Annotated in this window: 15 protein-coding genes; 10 read left to right on the top strand and 5 right to left on the bottom strand. The window is 62.3% G+C overall.

The genetic code is table 11. From position 1 onward, the window contains the following. The first annotated feature begins 11 nt into the window (after nt 1-11). From JI748_RS12735 to JI748_RS12705, 7 genes are all read left to right on the top strand, one after another. Complete coding sequence (locus JI748_RS12735) at nt 12-971, top strand: NAD-dependent epimerase/dehydratase family protein (protein ID WP_201631223.1); 960 nt, start codon at nt 12-14, stop codon at nt 969-971. A gap of 97 nt (nt 972-1,068) precedes the next feature. Continuing rightward, a complete protein-coding gene (locus tag JI748_RS12730) occupies nt 1,069-1,563 on the top strand; it encodes a GAF domain-containing protein (RefSeq protein ID WP_201631221.1) in 495 nt (164 codons plus the stop codon). Between the two features lie 59 nt (nt 1,564-1,622). Beyond that, on the top strand, nt 1,623-3,233 hold the full coding sequence (locus JI748_RS12725; RefSeq protein ID WP_201631219.1) for an ABC transporter substrate-binding protein: 1,611 nt from the start codon (nt 1,623-1,625) through the stop codon (nt 3,231-3,233). Nucleotides 3,234-3,423: 190 nt separating this feature from the next. Further along, complete coding sequence (locus JI748_RS12720) at nt 3,424-4,470, top strand: ABC transporter permease (protein ID WP_233280516.1); 1,047 nt, start codon at nt 3,424-3,426, stop codon at nt 4,468-4,470. Next, complete coding sequence (locus JI748_RS12715) at nt 4,467-5,363, top strand: ABC transporter permease (protein ID WP_201631217.1); 897 nt, start codon at nt 4,467-4,469, stop codon at nt 5,361-5,363. Before JI748_RS12720 ends, JI748_RS12715 begins: the two co-directional genes overlap by 4 nt. Beyond that, the gene (locus tag JI748_RS12710; RefSeq protein WP_201631215.1) at nt 5,360-6,196 is read left to right on the top strand and encodes an ABC transporter ATP-binding protein; all 837 of its coding nucleotides are present in this window, start codon (nt 5,360-5,362) and stop codon (nt 6,194-6,196) included. Before JI748_RS12715 ends, JI748_RS12710 begins: the two co-directional genes overlap by 4 nt. 2 nt (nt 6,197-6,198) lie before the next feature. After that, nucleotides 6,199-6,918, top strand: coding sequence for an ABC transporter ATP-binding protein (locus JI748_RS12705; RefSeq protein ID WP_201631213.1), 720 nt, complete (start codon nt 6,199-6,201; stop codon nt 6,916-6,918). A 64-nt stretch (nt 6,919-6,982) separates the two neighbouring features. Here the strand turns inward: JI748_RS12705 and JI748_RS12700 are convergent, their stop codons facing one another. From JI748_RS12700 to mtnK, 5 genes are read right to left on the bottom strand one after another with little or no spacing between them, the layout of a single operon-like run. Beyond that, nucleotides 6,983-8,101: a RuBisCO large subunit C-terminal-like domain-containing protein gene (locus JI748_RS12700; RefSeq protein ID WP_233280515.1), complete on the bottom strand. Its 1,119-nt coding sequence runs from the start codon at nt 8,099-8,101 to the stop codon at nt 6,983-6,985. Then, nucleotides 8,101-9,102 (bottom strand): transketolase family protein, encoded by a 1,002-nt coding sequence (locus JI748_RS12695; protein ID WP_201631211.1) that lies wholly within the window; start codon nt 9,100-9,102, stop codon nt 8,101-8,103. Before JI748_RS12695 ends, JI748_RS12700 begins: the two co-directional genes overlap by 1 nt. A gap of 7 nt (nt 9,103-9,109) precedes the next feature. Then, nucleotides 9,110-10,036 carry a transketolase gene (locus tag JI748_RS12690; RefSeq protein WP_201631209.1) on the bottom strand — a complete coding sequence of 309 codons (927 nt, stop codon included), beginning with the start codon at nt 10,034-10,036 and terminating at the stop codon, nt 9,110-9,112. After that, nucleotides 10,033-11,133 (bottom strand): S-methyl-5-thioribose-1-phosphate isomerase, encoded by a 1,101-nt coding sequence (gene mtnA, locus JI748_RS12685; RefSeq protein ID WP_201631207.1) that lies wholly within the window; start codon nt 11,131-11,133, stop codon nt 10,033-10,035. The genes JI748_RS12690 and mtnA overlap by 4 nt, the downstream gene beginning before the upstream one ends. Next, nucleotides 11,130-12,392, bottom strand: a complete 1,263-nt coding sequence (gene mtnK / locus JI748_RS12680; protein ID WP_201631205.1) for an S-methyl-5-thioribose kinase — start codon at nt 12,390-12,392, stop codon at nt 11,130-11,132. Before mtnK ends, mtnA begins: the two co-directional genes overlap by 4 nt. A gap of 139 nt (nt 12,393-12,531) precedes the next feature. On the opposite strand from mtnK, the gene JI748_RS12675 reads away from it, so the two are divergent. The 3 genes from JI748_RS12675 (at nt 12,532) to JI748_RS12665 (ending at nt 16,162) form a co-directional block, all read left to right on the top strand. After that, entirely contained in the window at nt 12,532-14,046 is a 1,515-nt protein-coding gene (locus JI748_RS12675) for a sugar ABC transporter ATP-binding protein (RefSeq protein WP_201631203.1), read from the top strand. Between the two features lie 112 nt (nt 14,047-14,158). After that, complete coding sequence (locus JI748_RS12670) at nt 14,159-15,079, top strand: ABC transporter permease (RefSeq protein ID WP_201637299.1); 921 nt, start codon at nt 14,159-14,161, stop codon at nt 15,077-15,079. 27 nt (nt 15,080-15,106) lie between these two features. Then, nucleotides 15,107-16,162 carry a substrate-binding domain-containing protein gene (locus tag JI748_RS12665; protein ID WP_201631202.1) on the top strand — a complete coding sequence of 352 codons (1,056 nt, stop codon included), beginning with the start codon at nt 15,107-15,109 and terminating at the stop codon, nt 16,160-16,162.

Below are 16,162 nucleotides of genomic sequence, written 5' to 3'. Positions count from 1 at the left end.
TGGAGGATGCGATGAGTGTTGCCGTTCTCGGCGGTACCGGCTTTATCGGGTCAGCAATCGTGCGGCAGCTTACGGCGCGCGGCCTCCAGCCGGTGGCGATCGCGCGCGGTCAGCACCCGCTCGACCTGCCGGAAGGCGCCCTCTTCCAAGCCGCCGACAGGATGGACAGCCAAAAGCTTGCGGCAATTTTTGACGAGCACGGCATCACCACCGTCATCGACATCTTTGCCCTCGGCATGCTCAACACCACCCCTGTTCTGGCCGCCCTGGGTGACGCCGGTCGCCGTTATGTGCTGCTGTCGTCGGTGGATGTTTACAGCAACTACGGCGGCCTGCTGCGTCGCGAAGAGCCTGCGGTGCAACCTCATCCGGCTGCCGAAACCGACCCGCTCCGCAGCTTCCGCTATCCCTATCGCGGCAATTCCCGCCGCCCGAAGGGCGTCGATGATGCGCTCTTTGACGACTACGACAAGATCATCATTGAAGAAACGGCGCTTTCCGACCCGCGCTTCTCCACCACCGTCATCCGCGCGCCGATGATCTTCGGACCCGGCGACAAGCAGCATCGCTTCGCCTGGGCGATCGAGGCCGTCCGCGCCGGCGGCACGATCCGCGTTGACGAACGCGCGGCCCATTGGCCCAATTCCTACGGCTATGTGACCGATGTCGCCGACGCCATCGTCGTGACAGCACTCGATCCGCGCGCCGCCGAACGCATCTACAATGTCGGCCAGTCCTTCGTTCGCACGCCCGTAGAATGGCTCCATCGCTTCGCCGAAGTCATGGGCGCCAGCATCGACATCGAGATCGTCCCAGCTTCCGAACGCGGGCTCCTTTGGGAACGCGCCGAAGCGTCGGACCTCCGTTATCCCCTGACGCTCGACACCAGCCGCATTCGTGCCGAGCTCGGTTTTGCCGAGCCGACTGCCGAAGACGAAGCTCTGCACAAGACCATCGCGGCCGGCGGCTGAACCCCGTTGACACCGCTCTCAACTCGGCATCTAGTACCCACGAATTGACTTGGGGCGGCCTTTTGGAACTGCAAACCAATAGCGTCGATCTGCCCGTATGAGCCCGATCGACCGGGCCTTTGCCCATGACCTTGCCAACAGCCTTGCTGCCGGTCCCCAGCAGGTCATCACCCTCATCAACAGTACCGTCCAAGCCTTGCCCGGCGTCCGCACGGTCACCTGGCTCGCCGTAGCGCCCGACCATTCGGTCACTCATCGCATCGGCACGTCCGACCCGGTCAACTTTCCCATCGGTGGTTTCGACCCGATCGATGACGGCGCCTGGAACCGGCGCATTTTTGGCGACAAGCGCGCCGTCGTCGGCGACACGCCCGAGCAGATGCGCCAGTTCATCCCGGAAACCGATCAGCTCGTCGCAATGGGCTATGGCGCAACGCTTTGCGCGCCCATCATCATCGGTGGCGAAGTGCGCGGCGTGCTCTGTGCCCTGGGTGACGCGGGCATTCTGACGCCAGATCTCATCGCCGAAACCGAAGCGATCCTACCCATTGCCGCACTGGTCTTCACCTTTCACGGAATCAGTGAGCGATGATGCTGCCAACACCAGCTGGCGAGGGCCGGCTGCATAAGAGTTTAAACAGGGAGACTGCCATGCGTTTGTACAAGACGCTCGTTGCGGCGGCTCTCGGCACGGTCATGTCCGTGTCGGGCGCCTTTGCCGAGACACCCGCCGACACGCTCGTGATTGCCGATGCGATCGACGACATCATCACGCTCGATCCGGCCGAAGTGTCCGAGGTCGGTGGCGTGCTGATGAGCCAGCAGATGTATCAGCCGCTGGTCACCTTCGATCCCGCCGATCCGACCAAGATCGTCGGCGTCCTGGCCGAAAGCTGGGAAGTGTCCGAGGACGGCAAGACCTTCACCTTCACCATGAACCCGGACGCCAAGTTCGCCTCGGGCAATCCGGTGACGGCGAAGGACGCCGAATATTCGCTGCAGCGCGTCATCCTGCTCGATAGCCGCATTTCCTTCATCCTGACCCAGTTCGGCATCACCAAGGAAAACGTCGCCGAAAAGATCAAGGCAACGGATGATGCGACCCTGGTCATCGAAGTCGACCAGAAATACGCCCAGAGCTTCGTGCTCTACGTTCTCTCGTCCTTCACCGGCGGCATCGTCGATAGCGTCCTCGTCAAGGAACACGAAGGCACCCGCGAAGACGGCAGCAACGACTATGGCAATGCGTGGCTCAAGGCTGACAATTCTGCTGGTTCCGGCCCCTATGTGCTGACCAAGTGGGATCCAAAAGTCTCGATCCTGATGTCGCGCAACGAAAACTACTGGGGCGAAGCGCCGGGCGTCGAGCGCATCTTCCTCCAGCACATGCCGGAAAGCGCCACCCAGCGCCTGGCGCTTGAAAAGGGCGACATCGACATTGCCAACAAGCTCGGTCCCGACGATATCGGCGCCGTCGAGGGCAATGCGGATATCCAGGTGCTCGAAGGCAATTCCTCGACCATCTACTACATGGGCGCCAATGTCCGCGATGAGGCCTTGAGCAATCCCAAGGTCATCGAAGCGATGAAATATCTCATCGACTATGATGGCATTGCCGAAACCATCGGCCGCGGCACGATCAAGGTGCACCAGACCATGATCCCCGACGGGTTCCTGGGCGGCAATATCGACTACAATCCCTATTCCTTCGACCTCGAAAAGGCCAAGGCGCTGCTCGAAGAGTCCGGCGTCAGCCTGCCGATCACGCTCGATACCGTGGTGTGGAACGTGCCGCCCTATCCCGATTACGCCCAGGCCGTTCAGGCGACCATGGCGCAGGCCGGCATCAACCTCGACCTCCAGGTCGTCGATGGCGGCCCGTGGCTCGATCGTTATCGTTCGCACGATCTCGATATCTGGGTGGGTCTCTGGGGTCCGGACTATCCAGATCCGCATTCCAACGCCAAGGCCTTCACCGTCAACGACGCCACCGATCCCGATGGCGCCAAGGGCAACCTTGCCGATCGCTTCGGCTGGAATTCGGGCCCGCTGTCCGACCAGGTCCTGGCTGCCGTCCAGGAACAGGACACCGAAAAGCGCGCCGAAATGTATGAAGAAATCCAGCGCGCCCATACCGACAGCTCGCCATTCCTTTATATGTTCCAGGATAGCCGCCGCGTCGCCATGCGCTCCGACGTCAAGGGTGTCGTCCTCGGCATCACCTTCTCGGACGACCGCTACGGTGCCGTGACCAAGGAATAGAGCTCTGAGGCTTCGGGCACACCGAAGCTTCCACGAACCTGATCTGCCTCCCTCCCCCTTGAGGGGAGGGACTGAGGGTGGGGGTCCAATAGTGGACCACCCAATCACCCCCTCCCTAACCTTCCCCTCAAGGGGGAGGGGACCGCATCGTGCATGCGGCACTACAGCGATTTCCAATCAGGCTTTTCATTTGCCCGCCACGACCTATCGACCGCTGCGCCTTTTCATCGATGTCGGGCTTTGGCTGCTCACCGTCGCCATCACCCTGCTCGGGCTGGCGGCGCTGACCTTCTTTATCGGCCGCATCCTGCCTATCGATCCGGTGCTTTCGATTGTCGGCGAGAAGGCGCTGCCCGAAGTCTATCAGCGGGTTTATCTCGAGCTCGGCCTCGACAAGCCCCTTTGGCAGCAGTTCTTCGACTACGTCATGAAGCTGCTGCGCGGCGATTTCGGCACCTCGTTCTCCACCTCACGGCCGGTGCTGACCGATCTTTTGAACTTCTTCCCGGCAACGCTTGAACTCTCGACCATCGGCCTCCTGATCGGCGTCGCGCTCGGCGTCCCCATGGGTGTCGCCTCGGCCTATTGGCACGAGAAATGGCCCGACCACGTCATCCGCATCATCGGTCTTGTCGGTTATTCGGTGCCCGTCTTCTGGCTCGGCCTCGTTGGGCTTTTCGTCTTCTATTATCTGCTTGATTGGGTCGCAGGCCCCGGACAGCTCGACGTCTTCTATGTCGGCGTGGTCGACCGCATTACCGGCATGATCCTGATCGACAGCGCGCTTGCCGGCGAATGGGACATCTTCTGGAACGCCGTCAGCCACATGATCTTGCCGGCGCTGCTCCTAGGCTATTATTCGCTCGCCTATATTTCGCGCATGACCCGCTCGGTGATGCTCGACCAGCTGAGCCGCGAATACGTTCTGACCGCCCGCCTCAAGGGCGCCAGCGAGTTCCGCGTGGTGATGGGCCACGCCCTGCGCAATGCCGCCATTCCCCTGGTCACCGTCATCGCCCTCTCCTATGGCGGCCTGCTTGAAGGCTCGGTGCTGATCGAGACCATCTTTTCCTGGCCCGGCATCGGCAACTACATCTACTCTTCGCTGTTCGCTGCCGACATGAATGCCGTCCTCGGCGGCACGCTCCTGGTCGGCATCGTCTTCGTGCTCCTCAACATGCTAAGCGACGTGCTTTATCGCGTACTCGACCCACGCTCGCGGGAGCTCGCCAAATGAGTTTGGAAAACCAAATCGATACGCGAACCGCCCTCCGCGCCGCGCGCATCACCGAGTTAAAGCGCTTCGCTGCCCGGTTCATGCGCAACCCCCTGGGCGTGCTCGGCCTTGCTATCGTGCTGCTGCTGCTCTTCACCGCAGCCTTCGCGCCGCTCCTCGCGACCCACGACCCTTACCTGCCCACGCTCTCCGCCCGCCTCTCGGCCCCCAATGCCGAATTCTGGTTCGGCGCCGACGAGCTGGGCCGCGATATCTATTCCCGCCTGGTCTATGGCTCGCGCCTGACTCTTCTTATTGTCGGGCTGGTAATCGTCACCTCCGCCCCGATCGGCCTCATCATCGGCGCCGTCTCAGGCACGGCTGGCGGTTGGGTCGATGCAGTCTTCATGCGCATCACCGACGTCTTCCTCTCCATCCCCAAGCTATTGCTCGCGCTGGCTTTCGTCGCCGCGCTCGGTCCCGGCATCGTCAATGCCGCACTCGCCATCACCCTCACCGCCTGGCCACCCTATGCCCGCCTCGCCCGTGCCGAGGCGCTGGTCATCCGCAATTCCGACTTCGTCAACGCCATCCGCCTGGCCGGCGCCAGCGAAGCCCGCATCGTCTTCCTCCACATCATCCCGATGTGTCTCTCTTCGGTCATCGTGCGCATGACCTTCGACATGGCCGGTATCATCCTCACCGCAGCCGGCCTCGGCTTCATCGGCCTCGGCGCGCAGCCACCACTGCCGGAATGGGGCGCCATGATCTCGACCGGCCGCAAGTTCATCTTCGACCAGTGGTGGGTTGCCACCATCCCCGGCGCCGCCATTTTCGTCGTCTCGCTCGGCTTCAACCTTTTGGGCGACGCCCTGCGCGACCTGCTCGATCCGCATCTGAGGCAGCGCAATTGAGCAATCTGGTCGAAATCGAAAACCTCCATGTCGCCTTCCGCAATGACGAGGGCGAACTCAAGGACGCCGTGCGCGGTGTGTCCTTCACCCTCGGCCGCGAAAAACTCGGCATCGTCGGCGAGAGTGGTTCGGGAAAAAGCCTCACCGGCCGCTCGCTGCTCGGCGTGTTGCCGCCCTATGCGAAAATGAGCGCAGATAAGCTCGTTTTTGATAGCATCGATCTGACAAAAGCCTCACCCCGAACGCGCCGCGCGCTACGCGGTGGCCGCATGGGCATGATCCTCCAGGATCCCAAATTTTCGCTCAACCCGGTGATGCGCGTCGGCGACCAGATCATTGAAGCCATCCGCATCGGCGACCGCGGCATCAGCCGCCGCGACGCCCATCGTAAGGCCATCGAGATGCTGGAACAGGTCCATATCCGCGAGGCCGAGCGCGTCGCCCAGCTCTACCCGCACGAGCTCTCCGGCGGCATGGGCCAGCGCGTCATGATCGCCATGATGGTGGTGCGCGAACCCGACCTCCTGATCGCTGACGAACCCACATCGGCGCTCGATGTCAGCGTCCGCATGCAGGTCATGTCCATCCTCGACGAACTGGTCACCCGCCGCGGCATGGGGCTGATCTTTATCAGCCATGACCTCAAGCTCGTGTCCAAATTCTGCGACCGTGTCATCGTCATGTATGCCGGCCGCATCGTCGAAACCATCGAGGCCAAGCGCCTTCACGAGGCGACGCACCCCTATACGCGGGGACTTTTGTCGTGCCTCCCCGAGATCAACGGGCCGCTCGAGCCATTGCCCACCCTCCAGCGCGAGGCCAGCTGGGCATGAGCATGATCGGCATCGATAACCTCACCGTCCGCTATGGCGGCAATGCCGTGGTCAAGAACGTGTCCTTCAGCGTTGCCGAAGGCGAGAGCTTCGGCCTCGTTGGCGAAAGCGGATCGGGAAAATCCACTATCCTGCGCACGGTCGTCGGCCTCGTTCCGGACTGGTCCGGTAGCATCAGCGTTGCCGGCCTTGATCCCCACAAGACCGAGCGCAAGCAGCTCGCGCGCGTGGTGCAGATGGTGTTCCAGGACCCCTACGCTTCGCTCCATCCGCGCTATGTCATCGGCCACCAGATCGCCGAGCCGATGATCATCAATGGCATCGACAACCCGCAGCGCCGCGCTGCCGAACTGCTCGACCTCATCGGCCTTCCTGCCGCTTTCCAGTTCCGCTACCCGCACGAGCTTTCCGGCGGCCAGCGGCAGCGCGTCGCCATCGCCCGCGCTTTGGCACTATCGCCGCGCGTGCTGTTGCTCGATGAGCCTACCTCCGCCCTCGACGTCTCGATTCAGGCCGAAATCCTCAACCTTCTCAATCGCCTCCGGCGCGAGCTTGGCCTCACCTTCGTGATCGTCAGCCATGACCTCGCCGTCGTTTCCTATATGTGCGAACGCCTGATGGTGCTGCGCAATGCGGAGATGGTGGAAGTCCTCACCCGCGAACAGCTCCGCTCGGGCCAGATCGCAGATGCCTATACTCAAGCGCTGGTGGCAGCGAGCTGAGCATCGTGTCCTGGCACCCTGCATGAATTCGCCTTGCAGGCGGGGGATCATTCCTCTGGCTGCCTTAGCGGCGAACGGCATCGATCAGGCGTCGGCACGCTCCGGGCAGGTCGACCTTCTCCCGCAAAAGCGCGCCACCCACCAGGTAGATAACGTCGTCGCCATAGACCTCGCGCATGGCCGGAACGCTTTCGAGCTTCATGCCGCCACCCGGGGCAGGAAGAATTGCCTTGAGGTTGCCGAAGGGCATGCTGCAGTGATCCGCAATGGAGCGGCACTCCGCCTCACTGAAGCCGAAGCGCCCACCAAAATTTGGGTAGACGACGGCGTCAACGCCCATCAATCGCGACAGCAGCCCGAAATAGTAGCCATGCGAAAATCCGGTGGTCGGCGTAATGACATTGGCGCCGCCAAACGTAGGGTGTGAAACGATGGGCAAGGCAAAAGCGGGATCGGCCGAAAGCGTTCGGGCCACGTCCAAGCCCACCAGCGCAGGGGCCAGCATGACCGCGCCTGCGCCAGCCTCCTGCGCCTCGAAAGCGTGATCAAGGATCTGGTTCGCGGGGCCCGTGATGTTGGGGACATAAACGGTGTTGAAGCCACTCTTTGCATTTGCCTCGCCGACCGCGTCCACGCAGGCGTTGAGCCGTTCCGAGAAAGGCGATGTATGCTGGTTGGCGAGGCCGTGATCGTCCTTGATCATGTCCATACCGCCCAGGGCGAACTGGTGCGCAAGGTCCGCAAGTTCCCGCGTCCGAAGCCCGACGGGCTTGATCGCCGACATCAGGATCGGACCTGTCGACCGGCCGGTGCGCAGCCGCAGGCCTTCGCTTCCGTACCGTGGTCCGGGGCAGATCGCCCCGATTGCGTCGGTCAGCGTCATCGCCTCGACGCGTGTTGCCGTCTTGAGCGCGGAATTGCCGAAAACGACGTTGAGCAGCTGGAGGAAATCGCCGCCCACATCGTCGTCGCTGTAGGAGACCTCCGCAAGAAAGCCGCCGCGCTCGTCGGTGCCCGGTCGAACATCTTCGACGCGCCCCAGGATTTCGTCCTCGACATAGCCCGCGGGAACGATGTCGCGCGGGATCTCGACCGTTTGTTCGAGCGCTATGTCGCTTGCGCGTTGCCGTGCTTCATCGGCGTTCGGAGCGTCAAGCCAGTAGGTGACGGAGAAACGTGCCATCAGAGCGCTTCGGCCTTTTGTGCCGAGTGGACCGTATCGAGACGCACCCCTGCCAGTTCAGTCTCCGCTACATCGAGCTGCCGGCCCAAGAGGCCTTCAATCGCCGTAACCAGCGCCGAAGCATCAAGACCATACTTCTTCATCAGGTATGGCTTGGACGCACCATGGGCAAAAGTATCGTCCAGGCCCAGCCGTCGCAGTTTTAAGCCGATGCCCTCCTCGGCGAGTATTTCCGCGACCAGCGAACCCAGGCCGCCATTGATCGTGTGGTTCTCCAGCGTGACCACTCCCTTCTTGCCGCGCGCGGCAGCAATCAGAGTGTCGCGGTCGAAGGGTTTGAGCGTCGAGGCATGGAGGTGGTGGATACCGACGCCGCGATCCTGTAGCGGCTTGGCGGCGCGCATCGCTTCTTCGGTGCAGACGCCCGAGGTGACCACAAGGACGTCATCGCCTTCCGATACCGTACGAACTTTGTTGAAGGCGAACGGCGTCGCGAAGAGCCTCGGCACTTCCCCGCGCAACACACGGACATAAACGGGTCCGTCGATCTCGTCGGCCACTTCAAGCACGGTCTCCACCTCCGTGGCATCGCCGGTTTCGAGAATGGTCATATTGGGGATCGCACGCATCACCGCGATATCTTCGATGGCCTGGTGGGTAATGCCGCCAGGCGTCGTGATACCGGGCAGGAACCCCATCAGCCGCACCTTGCGGTTCGGGTATGCGATCGAGTTGATCAGCTGATCATAGGGCCGCCGGTAGAGAAACACTGCAAAAGTATGAAGGAACGGACGGAAACCCTGCATGGCGAGCCCGCCGGCAAAGCTCATCATGTTCTGCTCGGCCATCCCCAGGGAAAGGAACTGGTCGGGATAGCGGTCGCGGAAGCCATCGACTTCGCAGGACGAGGTGAGGTCTGCTGAAAGGCACAGCACGTCCGGACGGCTGGGGGCGAAAGCTTCGAAAGCCTTGCCATAGGGGCGATTGACGATTTCAACCATGATCGGCTCAGATGCTTTCGAGTTCGAGGCCGAGCTCTTCGGCAATGGCCACCTTCATTTCTTCGCGCTCGTCCTTGCTCTTGAAGCGCACGTAATGAAGACGCGGAAAGCGGCGTTCGAGAAACGGCATCCCTTGGAAGGGCGATGTATTAGCGAGAATCACCAGCGGCTTGCCGGGCTCGGCGCTGTTGGCAGCGTCGCGCAAGGCATCGAGATCGTGACCATCGACCGAGCGGGTCGTGGCGCCGAAGGCGGCGACGCGCGCGGGCAGGTCGCCGAGGTCGAGCACCGAAGACATGGCGCCGTCGCATTGCTGGCGGTTGACGTCGACGATGACCCGCACATTGTCGATGCCGTGAAAGCTCATGGCCGCCAGGCATTCCCAGGTCTGACCCTCCTGGAATTCGCCGTCCGACATATAGACCCAGACCTTGCCGGTTTCGCCGCGGCGCTTGCGGGCCCAGGCCAGGCCCGAGGCCATGGAGAGGCCCTGTGCCAGTGATCCGGTGGTGACTTCCATGCCCGGACTGTGCTCTGCGCCGATCATTTCAACCGACGAACCGTCCTTGTTGAAATAGTCGAGCGCGTCCTCGCCCATGCGGCCCATCTGGATCAAAGCCGAATAGATCACGAGGGCATAATGCGCCGGCGAGATGATGAAGCGGTCATATTCAGGCGAGAATGGGCCATGGTAACCGGCGCCGGTAAATGCGTCCGGATTGCTGGCGGACGGCACGCCGGCAAAAGGCAGCGGCACTTTGGGGAGGGTCGGCTCGCCCAAGTCCAGCACTTCGTTATAGAGCAGAGCCAACGTTTCGGCGGCGGAGCAGGCCTGGCTCAGATAGCCGCCATTGTTGCGCATCGTGTGGAGAAACACCCGGCGGCGGATGCCGGCTGCCACGTCCTCAGTGGACTGACGGTTGGTGATGGTCATGGCAGCGCCCGCTCGGGGAACATGGTGCGCAGCGCTTCTGGCGTCGCTTCGGACACGCCGCGCTCGGTGATGAGGCCAGTAATGAGCCGGGCAGGGGTGACGTCAAAGGCAGGATTTGCAGCCGGGCTGCCCTCGGGCGAGAGGCGCACCGTCATGATGGCGCCATCCATGCCGCGGCCCTGGACGAAGGTGACTTCGTCGCCGCTGCGTTCCTCGATCGGGATTTCCTTGACACCGTCCTTGACCGTCCAGTCGATCGTCGGGGAGGGCAGGGCGACGTAGAAGGGGACATTGTTGTCCTTGGCCGCCAAGGCTTTGAGGTAGGTCCCGATCTTGTTGCACACATCGCCATTGGCGGTGGTGCGGTCGGTGCCGACGATGACCATGTCGACATCGCCATGCTGCATCAGGTGACCGCCGGCATTATCAACGATCAGCGTATGGGGCACGCCATGCCCGTCAAGCTCCCAGGCTGTAAGCTGGGCGCCCTGGTTGCGGGGACGCGTTTCGTCGACATAGACGTGGATCGGAATGCCTTCTTCGGTCGCAAGGTAAATCGGCGCCGTTGCGGTGCCGTAGTCGACGGTTGCCAGCCAGCCGGCATTGCAGTGGGTGAGGATATTGACGCGCTCGCCCGGCTTCTTGCGCTTGGCAATTTCGCGGATAATTTCGAGCCCGTTACGGCCGATGGAGCGGTTAAGCTCCACATCTTCTTCGGCAATCGCGGCTGCGCGCTTGTAAGCCGCCTCGGCGCGCTGCGCTTCGGGCATGCTGCGCAGAAGCGTGCGCATATCATCCAGCGCCCAGCGCAGGTTGATTGCGGTCGGCCGCGTCTCGTGCAGCACGTCCCAGGTCTGGTCGAGGCCGGCGTCGCTGGGATCCTCGGTCATGGCGATGGCGACGCCATAGGCTGCAGTGACCCCGATCAGCGGCGCGCCGCGTACCCACATTTCGCGGATGGCGCGCGCGAAGTCGTCGACGGTCTTAAGTGTAACGACGCGAAACTCATGCGGCAGCCAGCGTTGGTCGATAATGTCGACCGAGCGCCCATCTTCGTTGAGCCAGATCGTGTGATAATGTTGACCGCCAACCTTCACCGGACGATCTCCTTTTCAAGCTGTTCGGCAAGATCGTTGACCTCGCTCACACTGTGGATATGCCGGCGGCCCACGAGCAATTGGCGGCCAAGTTTGAGCGCTTTGGTCTCGCAGCGGGCACGGACGGCACTATCGTCGATGGTTTCGAAATCGGCATTGTGGGCGAGGCCGAGGATGCGGCGGTGCATCTCGCAACCGGCAAAGCCAAGGGCATCGGTCCATATCTCGGCCAGCACGCGAGAAAGCGCCTGTTCGGACCCCAGGTGATCGCCCTGATCTTCGAACAGCGTGCGCTGATAAAGGATGCCATTTCGCTCACCGCGCCAGAGCCGGCTGAATTCGGCGCGGAAGGTGGTCCAGATTTCGTCGACCCCATTCAGCAAATAGGCCTGCATCGCACCGCGTTCGCCGTGGCCGGATTGCGAAAAATAACTCATCCAGAAGTTGGAAAGCAGAACGCCCACGTCGAAGGCCATGGGGCCATAGAAGGCAAATTCAGGGTCGATGACGCGGGTTTCGGTTTCGGTGACCATAACCGAGCCGGTGTGCAAATCGCCATGCAGAAGGGTTTCGTTCTTGTTGGCGAAGAGGTGCTTCATCACCTGTGCCTCGACCTTGACGTCGCGATCGGCGCGCAGCTGGGCGACGATGCCATCGAGCTCGGGGCTGGTATGGCGGTTGAGCTTGGCGTCGAAATAGGGATCCGAGAAAACGAGGTTCTCGGTAATGTCGCAGAGTTCGACATTGTCGGCGAAGACCGCCAACTCTTCCTTGCGCTCACGCGGCGGCATGGCCAGGTCCGAGCCGCGGAACAGCGTGCGCGCGAGGAATAGGCCAAGATCGCGCGAGGCACGCGGCATCTGCCTTCCATCGATGAAGGCGCGGCGCAAGATGACGTGCGGCGTCAAAAATTCCATGACGATGATGGCCTGCTCGCCATCGAAATGGAGAATGCGCGGCACGCTGCCGGGGTCGCGTTCCTCCTGGCGGGTCAAAGCCTTGTGCTCGAAGAAACTGCGCTTGAGCGGCAGCGGCCAGCTGTCGCCGACAAGGCGGACATAGGGCAGGGCCTGCTTGACGATGACGGTGCCCGCGCTGCCCTCGACGATGAAAACCAGGTTCAGATTGCCGTCGCCGACCTCGCGCACCTGCCAGTTCTCGGCAGGACCACCGGCGGTGTCGAGCAGCGCCGGTAGCTGGCCCAGCCGCTGCGGCAAGGTCTTGGCGTTCAGGGGTTCAAAGCCAGCAAAGTCAGCCATTTTTCTCCTCGCGACCATGGGCGATCTTGGGTCGCTCTCCTGTGGCCTCGTGTCTTGGTACGAGGCTTTTCTGTCAATTGTCAATGCGCTTGACATTTGATGATCTGGACGAATAGGCTGACCACATTGGGAGGAATACATGGTCGAGGAAGCCATGTTCCGCGTGGAGGGGCTGCGCAAATCCTTCGGCACGATCCGGGTTCTGGATGGTGTCGATCTGGATCTGCACGCCGGTTCCGTGACGGTTCTTATGGGTGCAAATGGCGCCGGCAAGTCCACGCTGGTGCGCATCGTCAGTGGCGTATACAGCCGTGACGCCGGCACCATGACGCTTGCCGGCCAGAGCTACGATCCATCCACGCCAGCCGGGGCGATGCGGGCCGGGGTTGTCACGGTCCATCAGAACATCAATGACGGCGTCGTCGCCGATCTCGACGTGGCGACCAACCTGACGCTCGACCGCCTGAGTGGAAAAGGCGCCCGCTGGTTCTTCAACCGCCGCGGTGTTTATGGCGAAGCACGCGAAGTGGCGGACCGGATGGGCCTCTCCTTCGATCTTCGAGCCAATATCAACGACCTCTCGCTTGCCGACCGGCAAATGGTGGCGATTGCGCGCGCCATGTCGCGCGAGCCTCAGGTGCTGATCCTCGACGAACCGACGTCGTCACTGTCGAGCGCCGAAGCTGATCGCTTGTTCGCGCTGGTCGACCGCCTGAAGACGCGCGGCGTTGCCATCCTCTATATCTCCCACCGCATGTCCGACATCCGGCGGCTCGCCGACAAAATCGTGACGCTGCGCGACGGTCGCATATCCGGGGTTTTTGAGGGCCCGGAGCTCGACTACGAAGGCGCAGTGAACGCCATGCTCGGCCGTCGCGTCGGCCGCGGTGATCTCGCTGTCAGCGAGGGTGGCGAAACAGTCTTTACCGCCCAGAACCTTCAGATCGCATCGGGCGCAAAACCCCTTTCTCTCAATCTGCGGCGTGGCGAGGTGGTTGCGATCACCGGGCTTGTCGGGGTCGGCAAGACTGTGCTGGCGGAGACCCTGTTCGGTGCCCGCAAACCCATCTCCGGCCAGATGCAGCTGAACGGGCAGCCCTACGCGCCGCGCTCGACGCACCAGGCGATCGGCGCCGGCGTGTTCCTCGTGGCCAAGGATCGCTCCGACAGCGGCATCGTCCCCGATTTCAACATCTACGAGAACATCTCGCTCCCATTTCTGCGCCGCTTCTCGCCCTATTCAGTGTCAAATCGTGGCGCCGAGCGGTTGCGGGCGCGCCAGCAGGTTGCCGAACTGGGCATCGTTTGCCGCACTGAGCGGGACGAGATGTCGACCCTGTCGGGCGGCAACCAGCAAAAGGTCATGGTCGCGCGCTGGATGAGCCAGAAGGCGGAGCTGCTTATTCTCGACGAGCCCTTCCAGGGCGTCGACATCGCGGCCCGCCGCGACATCGGCAACAAGCTTCGGGCCTCCGCCAATGAACGCGCCACCCTCGTTTTCCTGACCGAGATCGACGAGGCCTTCGAGATCGCCGACCGTATCCTGGTCATGAGCGAACACACGATCGTCGGTGAACATCGCAACAGCAATGTCGATGTCACCCAGCTTCTCGCCGAAATCGCCGGCCAGCATAAGGTGACTAGCCTTGACTGAAACTCTTGCCACCACGCCAGCAAGGCCCCGAGCACCGCTCAACCTGCGCAATGTGTTGATCCGCTACGGCTTCGTGACCCTTCTGCTGGGCCTCATCATTTTCTTCAGCGCCATGACGCGCGGTTTCGCCTCGCCGCAAAGCGCGGTCTTCGTGCTGCAATCGGTGTCGATCACCGGCATCTTGGCGCTGGGCGTGACAGCCACTCTCGTTGTCGGCGGCTTCGACCTTTCCATCGGCTCTGTTGCGACCACCGCCATGATGGCATCGTCCTATGTCATGGTCGTCCTCGGCGGCGATGCGGTGACCGCCACGCTGGCCTGCCTCGCCATTGGCGTCGTCGTCGGCCTGATCAATGGCGTGTTGATCGTCTACATGCGCGTGCCCGATCTTCTGGCAACGCTTGGCATGATGTTCCTCCTGGTCGGCCTGCAACGCATTCCCACCGAAGGCCGCTCGATCGCCACCGGCATGAGCATGCCCGACGGCAGCGTCGCCAACGGCACCTTTAGTCCGGAATTCCTGGCACTGGGCCGGCATCGCTTCGACTTCTTCCTGCCCAGCCTCTTGCCGGTTTCGGTCGTCGTGCTGGTCGTGCTGGCCGTGATGATCTGGTTCTTCCTCGAGCACACGCGCTTTGGCCGCATGATGTATGCCGTCGGCTCCAACGAGCGCGCTGCGCAGCTCGCCGGCGCACCGGTCAATGCCTACAAAATCGGCGCCTATGTCATTTCCGGCGTCTTCGCCTCGATCGGCGGCATCTTGCTCGCGGCCCGCCTCGGCCGAGGCGACATCGCGTCGGGCAACAACCTTCTGCTCGATGCCGTGGCTGCGGCGCTGATCGGCTTTGCCGTGCTCGGCGCTGCCAAGCCCAATGCTTTCGGCACTGCCATCGGTGCCCTCTTTGTCGGTGTGCTGCTGCAGGGGCTCACCATGATGAATGCCCCCTATTACACCCAAGATTTCGTCAAGGGCGCCGTGCTCGTCGTTGCCCTTGTCTTCACCTTCGCTCTCTCAAGGCGCGGCAAGCGCTAGGCGAAATACGATCAACCGGAGGAAACCATGACGATCTCTCGCAGAACTCTACATAGGCTGGGCCTCGCCCTTGTCGCCGCGTCCCTGCTGGGCGGCACGGCGTTGGCACAGGACATGCCGGCTCCGTTCGACAATCCCGGCGACGTCGAAATCGCGCTGGTTCGCTACCTTTCGACCGGCGACTTCTTCCAGGCCTACCTTTCGGGCGTGGAGACCCAGGCTGCCGCGCTGGGTGTCAATCTGCGCGTGCTCGATAGCCGCCAGGATGCCGCGCTCCAGGCCGACATGGTTGACCAGGCGATCGCTCTTGGCGTCGATGGCATCATCATCCAGCATGGCCTGACCGAATCCATGAAGGAAGCGGCGCAGCGCGCCGTAGACGCCGGCATCAAGGTCGTTGCCTTCGACGTCAATGTCGAAAATCCGGCCGTGCCCCAGATCGAGCAATCCGACCGTGATCTCGCCCGCCTCGCTCTGGAGCAAGCCGTCAAGGACAATGGCGAAAGCTGGCGCGCTGGTTACGTCTATGTTGCTGGCATCGCCCCGCTCGATCGCCGCGATGAAACCTGGCGCGAGTTCAAGGAAAAGTATCCGGGTATCGAAGAAGTCGCCATGTTCGGCACCATGGACAACCCGATCGCCAACTCGGTCGCCAACCAGGCCCGCTCCGTGGTCACCGCCAATCCCGACATCACCGTGATGTTCGCCCCCTATGACGAGTTCGCTAAGGGCGTGAAGATCGCGGTGGACGAAGCTGGCCTCACCTCTTCGGTCAAGATTTACTCGGCGGATATCTCGACCTCCGACATCGCCGCCATGCGCGAGCCCGGCAGTGCCTGGGTCGCCACAGCTGCAACCAACCCGGCCGTCGTGGGTGAAGTTTCGGTCCGCGCTCTGGCCATGATGCTGGCCGGCGAAGATCCGGGTGCCAGCGTCATCGTGCCGCCGACCCTGATCACCCAGGCCGACCTGCTCGACAAGAACATCACCAATATGGAAGAGCTCGGCGCCAACCTGCCGCAGTTTGCCCATGCCGACGTGGCGACGCCCGACTGGATGCCGCTTCCGGAAGGCCGCGAATAA

Origin of the sequence: Devosia rhizoryzae (genome assembly GCF_016698665.1) — a bacterium.
In the GTDB taxonomy this organism is placed as follows: domain Bacteria; phylum Pseudomonadota; class Alphaproteobacteria; order Rhizobiales; family Devosiaceae; genus Devosia; species Devosia rhizoryzae.
The sequence above is the reverse complement of the archived record's forward strand: the minus strand, read 5'-3'. Positions and strand labels throughout refer to the sequence as shown.

Excerpts from the sequence above, each read along its gene's own strand:
- JI748_RS12725 (WP_201631219.1), top strand. The coding sequence starts at position 1,623 with ATGCGTTTGTACAAGACGCTCGTTGCGGCGGCTCTCGGCACGGTCATG.
- JI748_RS12670 (WP_201637299.1), top strand. The coding sequence starts at position 14,159 with ATGACGCGCGGTTTCGCCTCGCCGCAAAGCGCGGTCTTCGTGCTGCAA.
- JI748_RS12665 (WP_201631202.1), top strand. The coding sequence starts at position 15,107 with ATGACGATCTCTCGCAGAACTCTACATAGGCTGGGCCTCGCCCTTGTC.
- JI748_RS12715 (WP_201631217.1), top strand. The coding sequence starts at position 4,467 with ATGAGTTTGGAAAACCAAATCGATACGCGAACCGCCCTCCGCGCCGCG.
- JI748_RS12700 (WP_233280515.1), bottom strand. The coding sequence starts at position 8,101 with ATGGCACGTTTCTCCGTCACCTACTGGCTTGACGCTCCGAACGCCGAT.
- mtnK (WP_201631205.1), bottom strand. The coding sequence starts at position 12,392 with ATGGCTGACTTTGCTGGCTTTGAACCCCTGAACGCCAAGACCTTGCCG.
- JI748_RS12695 (WP_201631211.1), bottom strand. The coding sequence starts at position 9,102 with ATGGTTGAAATCGTCAATCGCCCCTATGGCAAGGCTTTCGAAGCTTTC.
- JI748_RS12730 (WP_201631221.1), top strand. The coding sequence starts at position 1,069 with ATGAGCCCGATCGACCGGGCCTTTGCCCATGACCTTGCCAACAGCCTT.
- JI748_RS12675 (WP_201631203.1), top strand. The coding sequence starts at position 12,532 with ATGGTCGAGGAAGCCATGTTCCGCGTGGAGGGGCTGCGCAAATCCTTC.
- JI748_RS12705 (WP_201631213.1), top strand. The coding sequence starts at position 6,199 with ATGATCGGCATCGATAACCTCACCGTCCGCTATGGCGGCAATGCCGTG.
- JI748_RS12735 (WP_201631223.1), top strand. The coding sequence starts at position 12 with ATGAGTGTTGCCGTTCTCGGCGGTACCGGCTTTATCGGGTCAGCAATC.
- JI748_RS12690 (WP_201631209.1), bottom strand. The coding sequence starts at position 10,036 with ATGACCATCACCAACCGTCAGTCCACTGAGGACGTGGCAGCCGGCATC.